Raw genomic sequence first — 17,791 nt, 5'->3', positions numbered from 1 at the left:
AGGCTCGCGCCACCTGCCCGCCCGCCCCGGCCGGTATTTTGGCCGGGGTGTTGGCGACGGGTCTCACGGTCGGCTCCACGGGGCTTCGACACGCGGGGCGTGTCCTGGTCTCCGACCGCGACACCGGGCCGGTCGACGCGGGTGATCTCCCGGGCCGTCTCCACGTTCGTGCCGGACGGTCGCGGACAGGATGCGGGCTGTGCCCGCTCGGATGCGGGGCAACAGCTTGACGGTGGGTTCGTGGGTGCGGATGGTGCCCAGCCGGGGCAGCGTGACATGCCGGCCGTCCGACTCGACACGGAGCGTGCCGGTGGTGAACCGGCACGCAAGGCGCGCCTTGCGCTTCGACTTGAACCGGGGCATCCCGAGTCGTTTACCCCTTGCGCCTGCCCTGCTTGGACCTCGCGTAGCTGTCGAACGCCGCGGCAGCATTCGCCAGCCCAGTGTTGTAGGCCTCTTTCGAGTTCTCCCGCCACCAGCCGGCGAACCTGGGGTCGATGGACTTGGCCCGGTTGAACTCCTTGCGCAGCGCGGGCAGCGACCACGGCCGCCACGGCGTCAACTCCTCATCCCCGATGCGGTAGGAAGCTTCCGCCTTGCGCTGCCACCACGAGGCGATCGCCATCAGGCACCGATCCCCACTCGGCGAACCGCACACCGTCACGGCACAAGACAACAGAGACCGAGAGGCACTGATGGATTACTCAACAGCTGCCAGCCCCTGACGGGCGATGCGGCGCTTGATGGCGCGGCGTTCCTCCTCGGACCGGCCGCCCCAGACACCGTGGTGCTGGTTGGACTCGAGCGCCCATCGGAGGCACTGCACGATGACGGGGCAGCGCCGGCAGAAGGTCTTGGCCTCATCGATCTGCAGCAGTGCAAGCCCGGTGTTACCGATGGGGAAGAAGAGATCGGGGTCTATGCCGGTGCATACCGCGTTGCGTCGCCAGTCGCCGCCGGCCTCATTGGCAGGCGCGTAGGCGGTGGAGGGACTGAGGAGGTCGTCGATGCCTGGCATAGGTTCTCCCATTGTGATCGCAGCGCGCAACCGCTGCCGTTCGAGAGCGGCGCGGCGCCGGCTCACAGCACGTCCTTGATGATGAGCGCCCGCTGAGCGCACCGGCGGTGCAGCAGGGCGCGTACTCGTCCCCCGCGATGCTGTAGATCGTGCCCACGGCCCACGGGTCGATCTCCTGGTCGACGAACTGGCGTCCGGGTGGGCCATGGCGACGCGTCCCTATTCGGCCTGCCTCTGCCCGGGCGTACCTGCCGTCACTAGATCTAACCGAGGATGGCGGACACGCGGTGTCCGGATGACCGGGCGATACCAGCCCACCACCTCCGCCTGTACTTTGCGCGTCACGCCTCGATGCCGATATCAGCGTCGGCGACCAGGCCGCACGGCCACTCAGCCGGCCATTCATCGCCTCTTCTCCTTGCCGACAATCCTGTCGATTTGGATGGCGTCCCGTCAGGTGGTGTAGGGGATCAAGGCGCTGGAATCCGCAGGCCAGGGACGGCGGCTCGGCCTGAACGGGCGCCCAACTCGCCCTACCAGGAGGCTTCGTGGAATGCCACCTCCGCACAGATCTCCCTGGACCTCGAACCCGGAACGCCCAGCGCTTGATCCCCTATACCACGTCGCGGGACACGACCTCGATTTGACTATTCTGTTGCTCTTCCGTCCGAGCTGTGTTGTCGGTGCCTGAAGAGGCAACGACGGTGCCTTTCCAGGCACCGACCGTGGGAAGGGCAGGGAGCCACTGGTTGTCAGGTTCGGTGGAATCTCTTCAGCAGCAGCGGCCGGCGAACGTCGTCGACCGCCGTCCTGTCTAGGTGGTGGACCATCCACACAAAAGAGCTGATCACTCGGCCCCTGGGGGATGCCCGTGAGATCTGCGGAGCCACCGGTGATGTCCGGGTGCATCACATCCGGCCCTCGCCCATGCCAGATGGCCGCTGTCCGACTGGACGCGCGTCATGCTGGACGGGCGCCGCACGATCGTCGTGGCTTGCGACGCCTGTCATGACCGCATCCGTAAGGCTCAAGCGGCCAGATCATTCACGCGCGCGTGATCACGGGGGAGCCGGATGACCGTACTGGCCCTGTCGGGCCCCGGCGCTGCACCTGTCACACATGCGGCGGAACTGGGCCACGGCCGAAGTGCCGAGCTGGTCGAGCGGGGGAAGGCCACTGCCCGTGTCAGCGTGGGGGAGCGGCAGCCCGGTTCCCCTCAGGGGCGGCGGTGGTGGATAGTCAGGGTGTCGACGGCGGCGAAGCCCGCGTGGGTGAGGAGGCGGGCGCTGGCGTGGTCGTCTTCGTCTGTGTGAGCGATGAGACTGGTGGCTCCGCGCAGGTGGGCGATTTGCAGACACTGGGCGAGCAGGTTGGAGCCGATGCCGCGGTGGCGGTACCCGGCGCGGACAGCCAGGTACCGCAACAGCCAATGACCGTCGTCGCTGCTGTGCAGGACGGCGGTGGCCAAGGGGCTGCCGTCCGTTTCGAGCAGGGTGAGCTGCACGCCGGGCGGGTCGGTGAGAGGGCGCACCTCGGCGAGGGGGAAGTGTGACTGGGCTGGCGTGGGCGTGAGCGGGTGGTGGAGGTAGAGGCGGCTGGTGGCGGGCGTGAAGCCGGCCGCGCGCAGGGCACGGGTGGTGGCCGCATGGTGGTGCTCGGCGATGCCTGGCAGAGCATGGGTAGCTACTTCGGGGGGTTGGGTGGGCCCGGTGCCGCCGTACAGCATCCGTACGGGGCCTAGGCGAGCGCGTGCCGCAGCGATCAGCACGGCCACTGCCTCGAAGTTTTCCTGGGCGTGCAGCCAGCCGATTAGTCCTGCGTGGTCGTGGCTGCGGAGCGCGACGTGGACTGCTCCATGGATCTGGCCGGCGCCGTCGGTCAGGACCAGGGTGGCCGTTTCTGCCAGGCCGTTGCGGGCCGGGCCCGATACCAGAAGCGGGTCGGGTGCGGGCTGGCCGGGCAGGCGGTCAGCTGCAATCAGGGCGAGCACGGAAGGTTGATCCGCTGTTTCCATCGCCCGTACACGCATACCGCCCGCCAGCTGAACCCCTGCTGTCTGCACCGGTTTTCTCCCTCAGGACGCCGATCATGCGGCACTCTATGCCCAGAAAGGCCATTTCACCTTGCGTCGCTATGCGCACGTACGAGGGAACCGCTGCTCATGCCCGCAGCACACCAGGCTTGACACCCTTGACCTGAAATCTTGGACCACTGACGTTGCTGGCGTGGGGTGCAGGTGACGGCGAGGGGCTTTGGAGTCGGTGCGGTGTCGGTGTTCATTCGGGTGTGACGTTCTCGGCCTCTGGCCCTTTGTGGCTCTGGATGACGTCGAAGGTGACCTTCTGGCCCTCGTGCAGTTGCCGGTAGCCGGGGCCGGTGATGCCTGTGTGGTGGACGAACAGGTCGGGCCCGCCGCTGTTCTGCAGGATGAACCCGAAGCCTTTTTCCGCGTTGAACCACTTCACCGTGCCGGTGGGCATTTACGTTCTCCTCCCGTCGATGGTCAACCAGCACGCACTGTGCCACGGAACCTGCTCACTCGGCGCCAGGTGCCGGCGCTGTGTCGTGCTGCACCGGCTAGTCCGTGCAGGCGCGCGGCTGCGTTCTGGTTGCAGGGGCCAGCGGAAACTGTCTATCGGAGCGGGGTGCCGGAGGCTGCCGCCGCCCCGCTTGAAGGCCCCCGCCCTGGGGTTCTCGGCGCCGCGGGCCCGCAGTGACAGTGGAGGGGTTCGGGCGCGGGGCCAAAGCCTGATGAGGTACCGCGACCCGAGGACGGATCCTGTTCGGTGTGATGTCGAAAGTGTGATCGGCGCGGTCAAATCCGGAGGGCCCCCGACTGTGGGCCGGTGCAGTCGGGGGCCCCTCGCACACGGAACCGTCACGGGAGACGTGCACGTGTGTCTGCTGGTACAACGCAACCGCCTCCACCAGGTCACGCACCAGCGCCTGACCCACATCAGACAATGACGATCTGACTGTTTTAGGTGGTGTGGAGTCGGGCCCAGTGGGTGGTGGCGGTGCCGTTGGTGAGGTGGTGGGTGCCGTGGGCGTCGGCGAGGGTGTCGATGATGCTCAGTCCGCGGCCGTGTTCGGCGTCGGTGCGGGGGGAGGTCCAGGAAGCTTCGTCGGGGGCGGGTCCGCCGTCGGTGACGCCGACCCAGACGCGGTTGCCGGTGGTCTCGCGGTGCAGGTGGAGCATCACTGGGGGTTGGGCGTGCTCGATGGCGTTGGTGACGAGTTCGGAGACCACGAGCACGACGGCCTCGGCGGCGTCGTTGCGGCTGTTGCCCAGGAATTGCTGGGTGAGGTGGCGGGCGTGGCTGACGGACTGGGGGGTGTGGTCGAGGTCGCGGGTGACGGGCGTGGCCCGCTGGTCGGGGCAGAGGCTTTCGGTGGACGCGGTGCGGGCGGGGTGGTCGCCGGCCCGGGTGTGCCGGGGGGCGCCTGCCGTCTCGGGGCGGGTGCTGTCGAGGTCGGTGACATACATCGCGTTCACTTCCGGGGAGCCTGTGGTGTGGTTCGTCTGACCGGATCACTGACTCCATACAAGAACATGCGCATATACCACACATCAGGGAAACTCCCTAGGCTTGACACGGCCCTGAATCCCTAGGGGGGCGGCAGACACCGGACAGCACAACCCAGCAGGGCGGACCGCGGGCCGGACCGCGCACCTCCACCCGTGCGTACACGCGTGACCAGTGGGTTGCTGGATCTGGTGCTGACGCGGCTACGCAAGGGCGGATCTGCTCAAGCGTCCTGGCGGGCGCCGCATCGAGAACTACCGCGTCCCGGCGGTGAGCAGCCTGTGACGCATACGCCGAGCAGACCGGCGCCGACGGCTGCGGCTCCTTGCCCTCGTCCATGTCTTCGACGCTCCGGCCGGGCTGTCCGGACTTCCGGCGGTGCAGACCTTGAGGATGTTTCCCTGGGGCCTCTGCAGGTCAGTCGGTGGCCTTGCCGCTGCAGATGATCTCGTTGCGTGGCACGTACCGCGTCTCGTAGGTCTCCCGCCCGACTTCTTTGCCGCCGTTCTTGAAGACCCGGTCGACCGCCACGTTGAAGCCCTCGAGGGGCGTCTGGGGTACGCAGTCGTCGCCGGAGTCGTGGCGGGTTTTCGGCTCCTTCAGGTGGGTGCGTGGGGCTGTGACCGATTCGATCTTGTCGTACTTTTTGTTGCCGAGGAAGGTGACTGTGACGGAGGTGTTCGTGGCGTGCGCGGCGATGTAGATGGCGTTGCCCGAGTCGTTTTTGAACTTCAGGTCGAGGCTGTTCCAGGCAACGGTCGCTTCTCGGCCCTCGGGGTAGCGCTCTATGTAAAAGGAGTGGGCCCCGTGCTCCACCGGCTGTACGCCGGCGAAGAAGATGGCGTTGAAGGTGGTGGCGGCGACCGCGGAGACGCCGCCTCCGGCCGACTTCTCGAACTTGTCGTTGTTGATGATGATGCCCTCGACGAACCCGTTGGCCTTGGTCCGCTCACCAACGGTGCGGTTGAAGCTCCACGTCTCGTCAGGTAGCACGACCGATCCGTTGATCAGTTTCGCGGCCCGGCCTATGTTCGTGGTGCGGTACGGGGCCCGCTCGAAGTTGACCGTGAAGGTCGACATTCGCTCGGTGATGCCCAGGCGGGCGAAGTTGTCGCGGGTCAGCTTGGGTTTCATCTCTTCGGTGGCCACCGCTCCGGTACGGGCGGCCGTCCCGGTCCTGGTCAGCAGCGGCAGTACGGCCTTATGAAGCGTCTTGGCTGTGACTTCCTGTCCGGGCTCGCCGTCTGAGGCCACCACTACGCGCCCGTGTCTCAGGCGTAGCTGTGCGTTGACCGCCTTGTCGGTGGCCTGTGCGAAGGAACTGGCCGTCGTCGGATCGGCCAGGAGGCCCTTGCTGTCGAGCTGCGGCTTCAACCGGTGGGCGCTGTCCGGCTTCATGGTGAGGTGCTTGCTGAGCGTCGCCGGGCTGATCTCGACTTTCCGGCTGCCCGTGACGAGTGTGACCGGCGCCGACATCGCGGGGGTGGCGAACTCCTTCATCGCACGTTCCACCTCGGCCGTCCCGATCACGGGTTCGGCTGTACGGACCGGTAGACGGATCGGTTCCTTGCTTCGGCCGGGGATCGCCGAACCCAGCGCTTTGATCGCTCCGTCCATGTCCAGGGACTGCCCGGGCCTGGCTTTTACTGGCGTCGCCGTTCCCCTGCGAAAGGTGACGGCGCCCTCTCGGACCTTCCGGTCGTGTGCTTTGGCCGTTCTGGCCAGTGCGGTGCGTGCTTGGGTCTCTTTCACGCGGATCACCGGTTCGACCTTATGGTCGTTGTTGGTGAACAGGCGGCCGATCACGGTGACCGGATCAAGCCTCGACTGTGCGGCATGCGCGACAGTCTCCGCGCTGTCCAGCGAGAAGCCTCTCGCGTTGATAGCGGTGGTGCGGTCGGCGATGCGTACCTTCACCGGCTCGGTCCAGGCGGTGCCCAGGGTCTCGTCCAGCTTGTGCTGTGCCTGTGGGCGGCTCAGCCCTTCGATGTTCACCCCGGCTACCTGGGTGCCTGCGGGTATTGCGTTACCGGAAACCAACAGCTCTCCCAGGTACAGTCCGCCGAAGCCGACACCTGCCGCCCCCGCCACGAGCGCGACACGGCCTATTCGACGGCGAGTCGGTGACCGGGTGTCGGTGGGGGAGACGGATGAGCCGTGATGGTCTGAGCGGGGCACTGGTTCTCCTCGTCTGATGGTGCCGTGGTGCGGGCAGACGGGCATGGCCCGACCGTATGTGAAGCGATGATATGAAGGCGTTTGCGATAATTTTGTAGGTGGTGCTGCCTGCCAAAGTTCCGGCGCGGTTGCTCCAGCCCCCTGTACTGCGAGCGGGAGCCTCCGCTGATCGCAGCGTGGAGATGGTGGCGCACCTGCCTCGGTCCGGATGATGGCGTCCACGCCGATCAAGAGTCCGGCTGGTCGTCGAGGCATCGAAGTCCGTTCCGAAGGTCTTCGGTCGCCCAGCGCCGTCGGTCCGGATCTACGGGCGTCCGTCCAGCCCGGTAGCTACCGTCCGGTCACCGGCTTGGTGCTGTTTCCACGGGCGGGCTGCTCACGCTCCAGCACGGCCGCCGGGCCGCCAGGGCGATGCCGTCTGCACCGTCCGCGAACTCCTGCGTCGCAACAGGGAAGACGTCACCGCCGAACAACACACCCTCCTCAAGACCGAGTTGGGGTACATGGGGACCTACGGCCGGCAGATCTACGCCGCCGGGCAGGCGAAGGAACTCCTGCGTGATCTCCTCGGGCAGGCCGTCCACCGCACCCACGTCACCCCCGGCCGCTCTGCGATCTCCGTAGCTCGCCACCGCTTCGACGCCCACGTCGCCGACCACGCCCATCTGCCTGAGCTCGTCACCCTCGCCGAGGCCGCCGGGTGTTGATGCCCGAGTTACATACTGATCTTTGACTACGGGCTTGACGCTGGTGGGGTGAGTTCGAGGCCCTGTTCCTGCTAGGAATGCCAGGAGGAGTTCGGGGTGGCGTTGGATGTACCGGAGGGCGCTGCGGGTGGCCCGGTGCAGCTCGTCAATCGAACGGAAGGCCGGTTTGCGATCTTCTCCCTGGTGTGGGCTCACAGCAGCTCCGCGGGGTTCAACTCCGGTGCGTAGGACGGCATCTGGATGATCGTGAGCCAGTCCTGCCGCTGCGCGTACTGCTTCACGTGTTCGCTGATGTGGCTGGAGTAGTTGTCCCAAACGACGGTGACCGGCCCCTCCAGGCGGCGGTGGAGCAGGGTCAGGAAGCGCGGGAAGTCCTTCTTCGTGGAGCCGCCGGACTGTTTGATCGCGTAGATCAGCCGGGGCTCGGCACCTTCCTTGAAGCACGCCCGGGCGACCATGCTGATCTTGTCGTTGTGCTTGCCGGACATCCGCAGCACCGGGGTGTGTCCGGCCTTGCCCCAGGTGCGGCGGACCGGGCCGTTCAGCCAGGCCCCGGCCTCGTCCTCGAAGCAGATCCATCCGCCGGCTGCCGTGACCTGCGCAGATGGGAAGCTGCCGGCCACGTCTGCGTGCACCAGTTCGCCTCCTCGTTTCGCTCGATGGCCCGCACCTTGGGCACCTGCCAGGACCAGCCCAGACGGTCCAGCAGCCGCCAGACCCCCGAGAGCTCGTATGTGACGCCGAATCGCTCCTCGATCAGTCTGCCGATCCGCGCCAGTGTCCACCGCTGGTCCTCCCAGCCGTGCTCCACCGGACCGGCCCGCAGCAAGACCTCCAGCTCCGCTTCCTGCTCGGCGGACAGGTACGAGTTGCCGCCCGGCCCCGTGGACAACAGCGCGTCGCTGGCGCCCTCCCGCCAGGCCCGGTGCCACAGGCTGACCGCCTGCCGACTCGCCCCGAGCACCTCCGCGACCTTGTTCTGCCGCATCCCTTGTTCGAATAAGTCGGCCGCCTGCAAACGCCGCTGCTCCGCCTCAACCAGGCTCACCGGCCTGCGAGTTCGAGCCCCCATACATCTGGTGTGCTGCACATGGCCGACTCGTCAACCACGGCCTCAAAGATCAGTATCGTGCCCGCCCTGAATGTCTGCTTGTCTGCAGTGCCCGCCCTGAATGCTGCCCTGGAAGGAAGACCGCAGAGGCCCCGGGCGTGCTGCACTCGACTGGGATGACCGTTCCGCCAAATGGTGTAGGGGATCCCCGGGATCCGCAGGGGAGGAGGGCTGCTCCACCGGGCCAGGTGTCGGGCTCGCCCGCATGGCTCTTGAGCTGCCGCCGTGACCGAGACGGCGCAGGCCGGGGATCGGCAACGCTAACGCGTGAGTCCGAACCCCGCGTCGCGGGATCACGACTGACTTCAAATACAGCATGACTGGAGAAGAATTATGGAATTGGACCCCGCTCGCCTTCCTGACGTTTTCAAGGTAACCAACGCCGCATTCAAGGCTTGGGAGACAAATCCGTACACTATGCCGGACTTCCGGGACATCATTCGAGAGCTCACCGAATCCTTCGGCTGCAAAGATGTGCAAAAGGCATTCGTGGAGTACTGCCAGGCGAACCGTATTGACCCGGGCCCCGATATCAAATTGGCCGTCTACGAGGACCTCAAGGCGAAGATCAAAACCAAGGCGGCATTGCAAGGGCTGAACCCCAGGTCAGTCCAGATGGTCCACCTGAGCCGGCAGCGGAAGGAAGAACTGGGCACCCGGACCGCCTATCTGAACTGGGCAAAGGAAGAGCACGACAAGACGTACGCAAAAAATATAGAAGCGGCGCATGAAGCGCTTAACGTAAAGACTTCCTCTCCACCACCAGAATTGGATGATCCGGCGCGGGACGCGGTCGGTAGGCTGTATGGTCAGCTGGAAAGTGTGGGTCTGTTCATTGATGACTTGGCGAGCCGCCATATCTCCGCTTCTGCAGAAAAAAGTCCTGAGTGCGCTTCCTGGAACATCGGTGAGGAGCCAGGACTCGCACTCTACAATGACTTTGTGAGCGCACGGAAAACCGCGTCCCACGAGAACGGAACCTGGAGCAGTCTTTCCCAGACGGTCCAGCAAGAGGTTCTATTTGTGCTGGATGAGGTGAAGCGGCTCGTGGAGGAACAGGAGAAGCCGCGGGACGAGGATAGGCTGCCGGACCGGAAATTGTGGCCGAAGTGGGAACGATGGCTCGACGAAGTGGATGCTCTGGTGGGGCGAATCTTCGAATCCGTGTACCCCGCCAGCGCCCTGTGGGACGAATGCCTCCTGCAACTCGATGCCGCCGCGCTCCTGGAGTATGAATTCGCAGCGCAGTCGATGGCGCTGGAAGATGATGAAGCCGCCCCGCTTCCGGACCTGCCGCAGCCGGCACAGGAGGAGCGGAAGAGGAGGGCGAAGGCGAGGGGCAAAGGGTACGCAGACCCGAGCCGGGACAAGGAATTCGACAGGGAATTCGAAAAACATCCCAAAAAGAACAGGGACTGGGTAGTCACCTTCAAGCCGACGGACGAGGAGAGGGAAGATAACTTCCACGGGCAGATTGTACGCGCGCCGGCCAAAGGACCGCACGGTCAGGAGGCAATCCTCACATGGGGGCGCGATTACGCCACAGACAGTGAGCGCGGTTTCGTCATCTGCGAGGAGGAGATCTACATCTTCACGCTAAACGCTGCCTTCACCAGGAAGAAAAACGGATCACTCGAATATGTCAATCCCATAACGCCGGCGCTGTGGGAGAACGCGCCTGCCGAAGACGGCGACGTGAGCCAGTACTGCCTCATCCATCACTCATCCATGTCGCTTGGAGCTGACGTCCTGGCGGCCGGGACGCTGGTTTTTGATGACGGCGGGTACATTATCTCAGTAACCGATCAGAGCGGGCACTATGTGCCGGGCGAGAACGCGACGACCCGGGGCACTCTGTGGCTCCAAGCGAAGAAACTCATCGGGCCGGAGACGTCTATTAAGCTTCACGAGATAGAACCCAAGCTCAAGCAGAAGGAACTCGCACGGGACCGGAGCAAAGCGAGCCGCGCACACCACCGCGACCTTGAGGGGAGATTGAAAGAAAAGGCAGCAGAAAGACGGAAGAAGGCGGCGTATCCTGAATATGAAAAGGAATATGCAGACTATCAAGAGGAGGTGCGCAAGTGGGAGGTCGAACTCGCTAACGCGACTCTGCGTGCGGAGGGCAAGGACGAGGACGAGGGCGACAGGATAGTCGGGGAAGTATTGCAAATGCGGCCCAAACCTCCCACGCCTCCGGCGGATCCGGGAGAGGCAGGAGTGTATGAGGGAATGAAGGAGGAGAAGGAGGAGAAGGAGGAGGAGAAGGAGAAGGAGGAGGAACGGCCCTCCAGGAGCCTACCCTCGTCTAGGCCTAGGGATCGCAGGCGTGATGCCGTTAAACTCACAAACACAGGGTTTATGCTGCGGAGTACGCCTCCTAGTACGCGTGATGATTCGCCTCCTGATACGCGTGATGCGTCTCCGGGGACGCCTCCAAAGAAGCCGGAGAAGAAGAAGGGAAGCGGTAAATTCAGTATCAGGATACTGACGGGGAAGAAGAAGAAGAAGAAGGAAGAGGAGGAGGAGAAGAAGAAGAAGGATTGAAGGCCTGTGGGTTTGTAGCGGAGCTTTAGGCCAAGCCGTGAAGTTACGGTGGTACGGCTCCTCCTTCCTGGTCTTCGCCGGGTCGGGGTCCGCCGTCAGGTGACGGCGGGAAGCTTCGTCGCGTGGTGGCAGGCGGTGGCGAACGCCGATGCCTACGGCCACGATTGGTCCAGGTGGAGGGTGCGCCTGGGCGTGGGTGGTGCGTGCGGGCAGGTGGTAGAGCTTCATTCTGATCGTCTCCGGTTCGGCCTTGGCCAGTTGGGTTCGTCATGCGGGAGAAGCAGACGTGTCCGGACGTCGAGGTCGGCGGCGATCGTGGCGGCCAGGACCCAGGTTGTGTTGAGCTGCCAGGATTTCGAGGGCAGCGGTCCCAGGCCGACCCGTTTGATCGCTTTCACCCGGTCTTCCACCTCGGCATGGTCACGGTAGAGGGCGTCGACGAACCACACCTGCCCGGAGCCGGGCACTGTGGACAGTCCGTTGCGGGCGGGGATGTTCGGGGCGACGATCTGGTAGCGCCAGCCTGTGCGTTTCTCGAAGTCGGTCAGTTTCTTCAGGTCCCGGCGTGAGGGTTTGACCCGGCGCACGATCAGCCGCGTTTCCTCCGGCCGGTCAGGTCGCGCAGGCCGGTGATCTCGGCGACCTGGTAGGAGACCGTCTCGCCGTCGGGCCCCTTGATCTCGTGGATCTCGCCGTGCTGTCGCAGTGCGGCCGTCCACACCTGTTCCGGCAGCAGCGCGATCGCTTCTGCGTCCTTGGTGTGGATGGCCCAGCCCGTCACCCAGCGCACCCGGCGCCGGCTCGTGGTCAGGGACTGGAGGTGGTCGAGGACGTCATGGCTGAAGGCCGCACCGTCGATCCTGATCAGCAGCTTCGACCACAGCGGCAGCGGGAGCTGACGCAACGCGGCGGCCAGGAAGCTCTTGTGGTCGACGACGTCGTTGGCGGCCGGGTTGCCGGCCGCAGCAGCATCGCCAGGCACTCGCGGGTGTTGGCAACCCAGGCCCCGAGCGGGTGATGCCCCCACGTTCCCTTGAACGTGCCCGCCGCCCCTTGTTCCTGCTGCTGCAGGTCACGACGGTGGCGTCGAGATCGAGGACGTACCAGCCGGTCAGCTGCCGACCGCACACCGAAATCCAGGGGAAGCCTCCGGGACGCAGGGCGAGCTACGTCCACACCACGCGGCGTATCGCGGCACGTATGCGCTCGATCCTCGCCGCGACCGGGCCGTCGGCCGAGGCCAGGCACCGTCGCAGCGTGCTGTCGGAGACGGGACGCGGAAACAGGTGCCGCCAGTGCCGCTGAAGTTGCTCGGCTTCCAGAACGTTCGTCGCGCCGAGCGCCATCGCACAGGCCAGCCGGACCAACACGACGCCCCGGTCCCGCCGGCCCCGCCCGACACCCCGCGGAAACGCGGCGGCCAGGGCACGGGCGAGCCCGACACGATCGGCGACCTTCCGCAGCAGCACCACGCCCGCGTGACCGATCAGGTTCTTGTCATCGGCCCGCACGTCCAGCCGCTGGTCCCAAGCGGTAGTCTTCACCCGTTGGGTGCCTCTCCACGCGACGTTCTTGATCTAGACAGTCCAGATCATCGCAGTTCGGAGGCACCCTTCTTCTGTTGGGGCATCAGATCCCCCTTGCAGCTGAATACATGAGGTTAGGCACCGTTAGGCGCGCCGAGTGTCCGAGGGGGGTTTCATCCAGGGCCCTTGCAAGGCAATGTCGCGAAGTTTGGGTCCGGCCGGGGTCGTCAAGGGCTTCGGTGAAGTCGGTGTAGGCGGGCAGGGCTCCTGCTATGAGAGGTAGTCGACCAAGACAACTCTCGGTAACAGGAGCCCTGTTGATGCCTTACTCTGCCAGTTCTGCACGCCTGGATGTGTACGCTCCCGGGCACTCGTCGCGGGTCTCGCAGAGTTGGAGCCACTCGGCCAGCGAGATCCGGTAGCCGGAGGTGCTGATCGGTCTGTCACCGCGGAGGTTCGCGTCGGTGCGGGGGAAGAGGACCGACACCCCCTCGGGCCACTCCTCCAGGACTCGGCGCTGGTGGTCACGGAGCTGTTGTTCGAGTTCTTCATCGATGGGGACCAGCGCCTCGCGCTTCATCTTGTGATTGAAGTAGCGCAGGTAGGGCGCCCCTTCGGCGTCATCGACGACGGGGTCGAGCGGCAGGCTGATGGCGTCGGTGATGCGCAGGCCGCAGCGCATGAGGACGAGCGTGATCAGCCGTCGTGCGGGGTCCTGCCGGCGGGCGAGGTTGGCGGGGTCTTCCAGCTGGGCCATGACGTACTCGGCCACGGACCGGGGCAGCAGGGGCGGCGGCGTGGGGTAGTCCTCGGGGACGAAGGCCGCGTTGCCCGGCAGTGTCTCGTCCCAGCGGTGCACGCGGATCGTGCGCAGGAAGGTGTTGAGGTTGCTGATGTGCGCGTTGTGTGTGCTGCGGCCGCCCATCGCAGCATGGAGATCTGCCAGATAGCGTTCGAGTAAGGCGCGGTCGACCTGGGCGAGTCCGGTCACCCCTGCCGGGAGGAACGCGGAGAACCGGGCGACCATGCGCACTCCCGCGCGTACGGTGCCGGCACCGAGGCCGCCGGACAGCCGCCAGCGTGCCCAACGCTTGGCCAGATCCCGCAGCCAGGACTGGGTGATCTTCTCGAAGGTGATCGTCGATGTGTGCGAGTGGACGATGCCGAGATTGCGCAGCCGCCAGACGGGGCGGGGATATTCCGCTTCCCAGCCGCGACCGTAGACCAGTTCCTCGATGCGCCGGCGGGCGCCAGGAAGGAACCCAGCCCGTGGCCCAGTTGTCGGACGGACCGCGGAAGGTCTTCCAGAAATCTTCCGGCTCGTCGAGAAGGGACCGGACGTGGGCATCGGCGAGGGCGTTGACCAGGCGCTGGGCCCATGCGGGCCTGATCTTCTTGGTGGCTTCGTCATGGCGGCACTGCAGCGCGTACTGCATCTCCAGGCGTAGTTGCACGGGCAGTCTGCGCAGGTCGATGTGCTCGGACCCGCCGGGTCCGCTCTCCTCGTAGGAGGCGCTGAAGTCCTCGCTGTCGGGGCGTCCGAGCGCCTTCCAGCGGCCGTCGTGTCCCGTGCAGAACGCCGAGGTTCCCCTCACCCACAGGTCGCAGTAGCTGATCCGGCAGACCTCGGGCAGCGGTGAGTGCCCGGGGCTCGCGCACCCGGGCCCGGACCGCGGCTCATCTGCCGGCTGTCATCGACCAGGATGACCAGGTCATCGCGATGTCTGACAACGCCCTCGGCGCTGATCGGTCCTATCCTCGAAGGGGGCTGCCGTGGGGTTGTGGGAAGCCGGTGACGAGCATGAGTCTGGGGCCCGCTGAGGGGATTCCGTCAGTGACCGGTGGGCTGGTCGGCGTGGGGAGTGCTGTTGTGTCGGGGGTGTGGGAAACGGGCTTCGCGGGGCGGGAGGAGGAGCTGGAGACGGTGGCCCGCTGTCGTGGGGAGGCCGTTGCCGGGAGGCCGTGGCTGGTGGTGGTCGAGGGGGCCTCGGGGATCGGGAAATCCGCGCTGGTGCGCCGGGCGCTGGCGCCAGGCAAGGATGGGATGCGGGCCTGCTGGGCTGGGTGCGACCGCAGCGAGCAGGACTTGCCTTATGGGGTGGTCGATCGGCTACTGCGTCGCCTGCCGGCAGGTACTTCCGGTGTGCAGGAGCTGGCGGGTTCACTGGCGCCAGCTGCCTCGCCGCTGGCGGTGGGCGCCGATCTGCTGGCGGTGGTGGCCGCCGTGAGCGATGGCGGCCCGCTGGCGGTGGTCGTGGATGATGTCCCGTGGGCGGATGAGCAATCGGTGAAGGCGCTGGGGTTCATGGTGCGCCGCCTGTTCACCGAATCGGTCCTGGTGGTGCTCATCGCCAGGACCGGCGAAGCTGGCTCCGGCGGCACCCCCGCCGGGGGTGGATCGGGCTGGCAGGGCCTGGCCCGGGGCGCTGCGCCGGTGCTTCCGCTGCGTCTGAAGGGCCTGGGCAGGGGCGAGACGGCCCGGATTGTGGCCGGGGCGGGCTTCGGGGGGCTGGGGCGGGCGGCTGTGGACCGGTTGCACGAGTGGACTGCTGGGCATCCGCTGTATCTGCTGTCGCTGCTGGCCGAGGTCACTCCCGAGGCGCTGGCCGACCGCAGCCGCCCGTTGCCGGTGCCCTCCAGTCTGGAGGCGGTCATCCGCAAGAGTCTGGGGCGGCTTCCGCAGGAGTCGCGCCGCTTGGTGGAGGCCCTGGCCGTGCTGGATACCACCGTGCCGCTGGGCATCGCCGCCCAGCTGGCCGACTTGACTGACGCTTCTGGGGCGTTGGGGCCGGCCCTGGCCCTCGGGCTGCTGCGGTGGCAACCGGACAATCCCACCACCCCACTGCGCATTCACCACCCGTTGCAGCGCAACGCCGTCTACCAGGCCCTTTCCCCCACCCGCCGCCGCGCCCTGCACGCCGTCGCTGCCACGCTGGTCGGAGCGGACCAGGCCTGGGCCCACAAGGTGGCCGCCGCTTCCGGCGCTGCCGCCCAGTCTCTGGTTGAGGAGCTCGCCGCGGAAGCCGACCGGCTGGCCGACCATGGCTACCTGGACCGCGCCGCCACCCTGGAGCTGTGGGCAGCAGACCTTTCACCTACCCGCGACGGCCACGAACACCACCTCCTGACCGCCGCCACCCACCTGCTTGTCGGCGAACTGCCGGCCCGTGCCCTTACCTTGCGTGACGCCGTTGAACACTGCGTCCCCACTGCCCGCTGCGATGCGATCCTCGGCCGGCTCGCCTCGGTGAGAGGCGATTTCGACAGCGCCGAGCAGCTGCTCACCCACGCTGTTGCCACTGCCTCCGACGCCCAGACCCACTTGCTCGCCAGCACCTGGCTCGGCTCCAGCTGCATCCTGCAGATTGACGGGGCCGGGGCTGCCGCCGCCTTGCGCCCGGTCGTCGACGCCGTGCCGGCGGGGCCTGCTGCTTGCAGGGCGCGCGGCTCCCTCGCCACGGCGGTCGGGTTCGCCGACGGCCCGCGGGCCGGTCTGGAAGTGATCGCCGAGGCCGGCCTGCCCGAGCACGCCGACTCGGTGCCCAAGCCCGAGAGCAAGTTGCTGTATTTCCGGGGACTTCTGCGGATGCTCGCCGGACAGCTGTCGGCTGGCGCCGAGGATCTGACTACGCTCATCGCCCGCCAGCACGCCGACGCCAACATCCCGGTGTGGCCCTCCGATCATTACGCGCTGGCCCTCGCCCGCTACCTCACCGGACACCCGCAGGATGCCGCCATCAGCGCCGAACAGTCACTGCTAGTCGCCGACACCGCCGCGCAGCCATGGGGCCTGCCCCTGGGCCATGCCGTCGCCGTCCTCGTCCATGCCCTGCAGGGGCGTTGGGAACCAGCGTTGGAACACCTCGGAGCCTGCCGCCGCACCGCAAGAACCTTCCCGGCGTTCTCTTCCTTCTTCCTGATGCTGGCCGAGGCGACGCTGGCCCAGGCCAGGGCGGACCACCGGGCCATGCTCCAGGCGCTCCGACCGCTCGATGACCCGACCACCGTCCCCCCCGGCATGCGCACCAGCTTCCTCGTGTTGTGGGCGCCCCTGCTCATCGAGGCTGTCACCGCCGACCAACAGCCCTTGCCAGAGGACCTGCACCGAGCCGAAGACGCCCTCCACGCCAGCGCTGGCCTCGCCCGCAATACGCCCGCGCTGACCGCGACCTCACATTGGCTGCACGCCCGCCTCGCTGCCGCCCACGGCGACACCACAACCGCCCTGACCCACTACCAGGCCGGAATCAACGCCCCCACACGAGCGGGCGACGACATCCCCCTGCACCGCGCCTTCCTCCACCACGACCTGGCCCGCCACCTCTTGGCCACCGACGGCGACCGTACCCAGGCCACCAACCACCTCCGACTCGCCCACAAGATCTACACCACCCTCGGTGCCACCCCCTACACCCAACGCGCCGCCGACGACCTCACTCGCCTCCACCCCCACACCCACCCCACAGCCACACCCACTCATCTCCCCGCCAATGCCCTCACCGAACGCGAGCACCACGTCGCCCACCTCGCCGCCCAGGGCATGACCAACCAGGAAATCGCCAAGGAGCTCTTCCTCAGCCCCAAAACCATCGAATACCACCTCAGCCACGTCTACACCAAACTCGACCTCACCAGCCGCCGCCAATTGCGCGCCCTCCAATTCACCGCCGCATGACCCCCGAGGCTGAACGGAAAATCGATCTTCGGCAGGGCAGGCGGCAGCATCCGGGCCGTGTGCGGACCGGATGTCGGTGCGGTGGGCGGTCAGTCTGTGGTTGGGGTGAGGGCGACTTGGTGGCCGAGGGCCTGGAGCTGGCGGACGAGATCGCGGGTTTGCGGGCGGGACTGAGGTGGCGGGGAGTTTGAGGGGAACGGAGAAGCTGATCGGCGTGCTCAAAGGCGACAGTGTGTGGCCCCTCGGACGGCTCCCTCACCAGACTGCTATACGGGCTCACAGCCCAAGCACCAAGCGGCGTCGGCGGACAGCCCACGTACCGATTTTCACGCTCGCGAGGCGTCATCCGCAGGTGAACGGAAGACTGCTATATCGAGTCAAGCCGCTTGAGGAAGATCGTTAAGGTATGCTCCGCTATCCCGGTTGGAGCGTTCCAGGATCTTGAGCCTGAACCGCCCGGGTTTGATGGAGACATCGAAGACCCCGGGAGGATGCCGATCAT

15 protein-coding genes are annotated in these 17,791 nt (G+C 66.4%); 3 read left to right on the top strand and 12 right to left on the bottom strand.

Features of this window, described 5'->3' with window-relative positions:
• Window positions 1–373 precede the first annotated feature (373 nt).
• From OG331_RS03210 to OG331_RS03185, 6 genes are all read right to left on the bottom strand, one after another.
• Window positions 374–625 carry a hypothetical protein gene (locus tag OG331_RS03210; protein ID WP_406191374.1) on the bottom strand — a complete coding sequence of 84 codons (252 nt, stop codon included), beginning with the start codon at window positions 623–625 and terminating at the stop codon, window positions 374–376.
• Window positions 626–700: 75 nt separating this feature from the next.
• Entirely contained in the window at window positions 701–1,018 is a 318-nt protein-coding gene (locus OG331_RS03205) for a WhiB family transcriptional regulator (RefSeq protein WP_406191372.1), read from the bottom strand.
• Window positions 1,019–2,234: 1,216 nt separating this feature from the next.
• A complete protein-coding gene (locus tag OG331_RS03200; RefSeq protein ID WP_406191370.1) occupies window positions 2,235–3,008 on the bottom strand; it encodes a GNAT family N-acetyltransferase in 774 nt (257 codons plus the stop codon).
• Between the two features lie 286 nt (window positions 3,009–3,294).
• The gene (locus OG331_RS03195; RefSeq protein WP_406191368.1) at window positions 3,295–3,498 is read right to left on the bottom strand and encodes a cold-shock protein; all 204 of its coding nucleotides are present in this window, start codon (window positions 3,496–3,498) and stop codon (window positions 3,295–3,297) included.
• Between the two features lie 500 nt (window positions 3,499–3,998).
• Complete coding sequence (locus OG331_RS03190; protein WP_406209663.1) at window positions 3,999–4,505, bottom strand: ATP-binding protein; 507 nt, start codon at window positions 4,503–4,505, stop codon at window positions 3,999–4,001.
• A gap of 457 nt (window positions 4,506–4,962) precedes the next feature.
• Complete coding sequence (locus tag OG331_RS03185) at window positions 4,963–6,768, bottom strand: VanW family protein (protein ID WP_406191366.1); 1,806 nt, start codon at window positions 6,766–6,768, stop codon at window positions 4,963–4,965.
• 458 nt (window positions 6,769–7,226) lie between these two features.
• Here OG331_RS03185 and OG331_RS03180 point away from each other — a divergent pair, with 458 nt between their 5' ends.
• The gene (locus OG331_RS03180; protein ID WP_406191364.1) at window positions 7,227–7,430 is read left to right on the top strand and encodes a hypothetical protein; all 204 of its coding nucleotides are present in this window, start codon (window positions 7,227–7,229) and stop codon (window positions 7,428–7,430) included.
• Window positions 7,431–7,621: 191 nt separating this feature from the next.
• On the opposite strand, the gene OG331_RS03175 is transcribed toward OG331_RS03180, so the two are convergent.
• Together OG331_RS03175 and OG331_RS03170 are read right to left on the bottom strand one after the other, a co-directional pair.
• On the bottom strand, window positions 7,622–8,053 hold the full coding sequence (locus OG331_RS03175; protein WP_406209660.1) for a transposase: 432 nt from the start codon (window positions 8,051–8,053) through the stop codon (window positions 7,622–7,624).
• The gene (locus tag OG331_RS03170; RefSeq protein ID WP_406191362.1) at window positions 7,972–8,502 is read right to left on the bottom strand and encodes a winged helix-turn-helix domain-containing protein; all 531 of its coding nucleotides are present in this window, start codon (window positions 8,500–8,502) and stop codon (window positions 7,972–7,974) included. Before OG331_RS03170 ends, OG331_RS03175 begins: the two co-directional genes overlap by 82 nt.
• Window positions 8,503–8,874: 372 nt before the next feature.
• On the opposite strand from OG331_RS03170, the gene OG331_RS03165 reads away from it, so the two are divergent.
• Window positions 8,875–11,088, top strand: coding sequence for a hypothetical protein (locus OG331_RS03165; protein ID WP_406191360.1), 2,214 nt, complete (start codon window positions 8,875–8,877; stop codon window positions 11,086–11,088).
• Window positions 11,089–11,312: 224 nt separating this feature from the next.
• Here the strand turns inward: OG331_RS03165 and OG331_RS03160 are convergent, their stop codons facing one another.
• From OG331_RS03160 to OG331_RS03145, 4 genes are all read right to left on the bottom strand, one after another.
• Complete coding sequence (locus OG331_RS03160; RefSeq protein WP_406191358.1) at window positions 11,313–11,675, bottom strand: hypothetical protein; 363 nt, start codon at window positions 11,673–11,675, stop codon at window positions 11,313–11,315.
• Window positions 11,676–11,677: 2 nt separating this feature from the next.
• Window positions 11,678–12,070, bottom strand: a complete 393-nt coding sequence (locus tag OG331_RS03155) for a hypothetical protein (RefSeq protein ID WP_406191356.1) — start codon at window positions 12,068–12,070, stop codon at window positions 11,678–11,680.
• Between the two features lie 184 nt (window positions 12,071–12,254).
• The gene (locus OG331_RS03150) at window positions 12,255–12,632 is read right to left on the bottom strand and encodes a hypothetical protein (protein WP_406191354.1); all 378 of its coding nucleotides are present in this window, start codon (window positions 12,630–12,632) and stop codon (window positions 12,255–12,257) included.
• 307 nt (window positions 12,633–12,939) lie between these two features.
• Window positions 12,940–13,962 carry a tyrosine-type recombinase/integrase gene (locus tag OG331_RS03145; RefSeq protein WP_406191352.1) on the bottom strand — a complete coding sequence of 341 codons (1,023 nt, stop codon included), beginning with the start codon at window positions 13,960–13,962 and terminating at the stop codon, window positions 12,940–12,942.
• A gap of 522 nt (window positions 13,963–14,484) precedes the next feature.
• Here OG331_RS03145 and OG331_RS03140 point away from each other — a divergent pair.
• Complete coding sequence (locus OG331_RS03140) at window positions 14,485–17,289, top strand: AAA family ATPase (protein ID WP_406191350.1); 2,805 nt, start codon at window positions 14,485–14,487, stop codon at window positions 17,287–17,289.
• The last annotated feature ends 502 nt before the right edge of the window (window positions 17,290–17,791 follow it).

It is taken from the genome of Streptomyces sp. NBC_01017 (genome assembly GCF_045162795.1).
Classification (GTDB): Bacteria; Actinomycetota; Actinomycetes; order Streptomycetales; family Streptomycetaceae; genus Streptomyces; species Streptomyces machairae.
Note: the sequence above shows the minus strand (reverse complement) of the source record. Positions and strands in the feature narration are given on the sequence as shown.

What these genes read in the sequence shown, in the direction of transcription:
- OG331_RS03180 (WP_406191364.1), top strand. Translation starts at nt 7,227, where the DNA reads ATGGGGACCTACGGCCGGCAGATCTACGCCGCCGGGCAGGCGAAGGAA.
- OG331_RS03195 (WP_406191368.1), bottom strand. Translation starts at nt 3,498, where the DNA reads ATGCCCACCGGCACGGTGAAGTGGTTCAACGCGGAAAAAGGCTTCGGG.
- OG331_RS03185 (WP_406191366.1), bottom strand. Translation starts at nt 6,768, where the DNA reads ATGCCCGTCTGCCCGCACCACGGCACCATCAGACGAGGAGAACCAGTG.
- OG331_RS03165 (WP_406191360.1), top strand. Translation starts at nt 8,875, where the DNA reads ATGGAATTGGACCCCGCTCGCCTTCCTGACGTTTTCAAGGTAACCAAC.
- OG331_RS03170 (WP_406191362.1), bottom strand. Translation starts at nt 8,502, where the DNA reads ATGGGGGCTCGAACTCGCAGGCCGGTGAGCCTGGTTGAGGCGGAGCAG.
- OG331_RS03205 (WP_406191372.1), bottom strand. Translation starts at nt 1,018, where the DNA reads ATGCCAGGCATCGACGACCTCCTCAGTCCCTCCACCGCCTACGCGCCT.
- OG331_RS03145 (WP_406191352.1), bottom strand. Translation starts at nt 13,962, where the DNA reads ATGCCCACGTCCGGTCCCTTCTCGACGAGCCGGAAGATTTCTGGAAGA.
- OG331_RS03190 (WP_406209663.1), bottom strand. Translation starts at nt 4,505, where the DNA reads ATGTATGTCACCGACCTCGACAGCACCCGCCCCGAGACGGCAGGCGCC.
- OG331_RS03210 (WP_406191374.1), bottom strand. Translation starts at nt 625, where the DNA reads ATGGCGATCGCCTCGTGGTGGCAGCGCAAGGCGGAAGCTTCCTACCGC.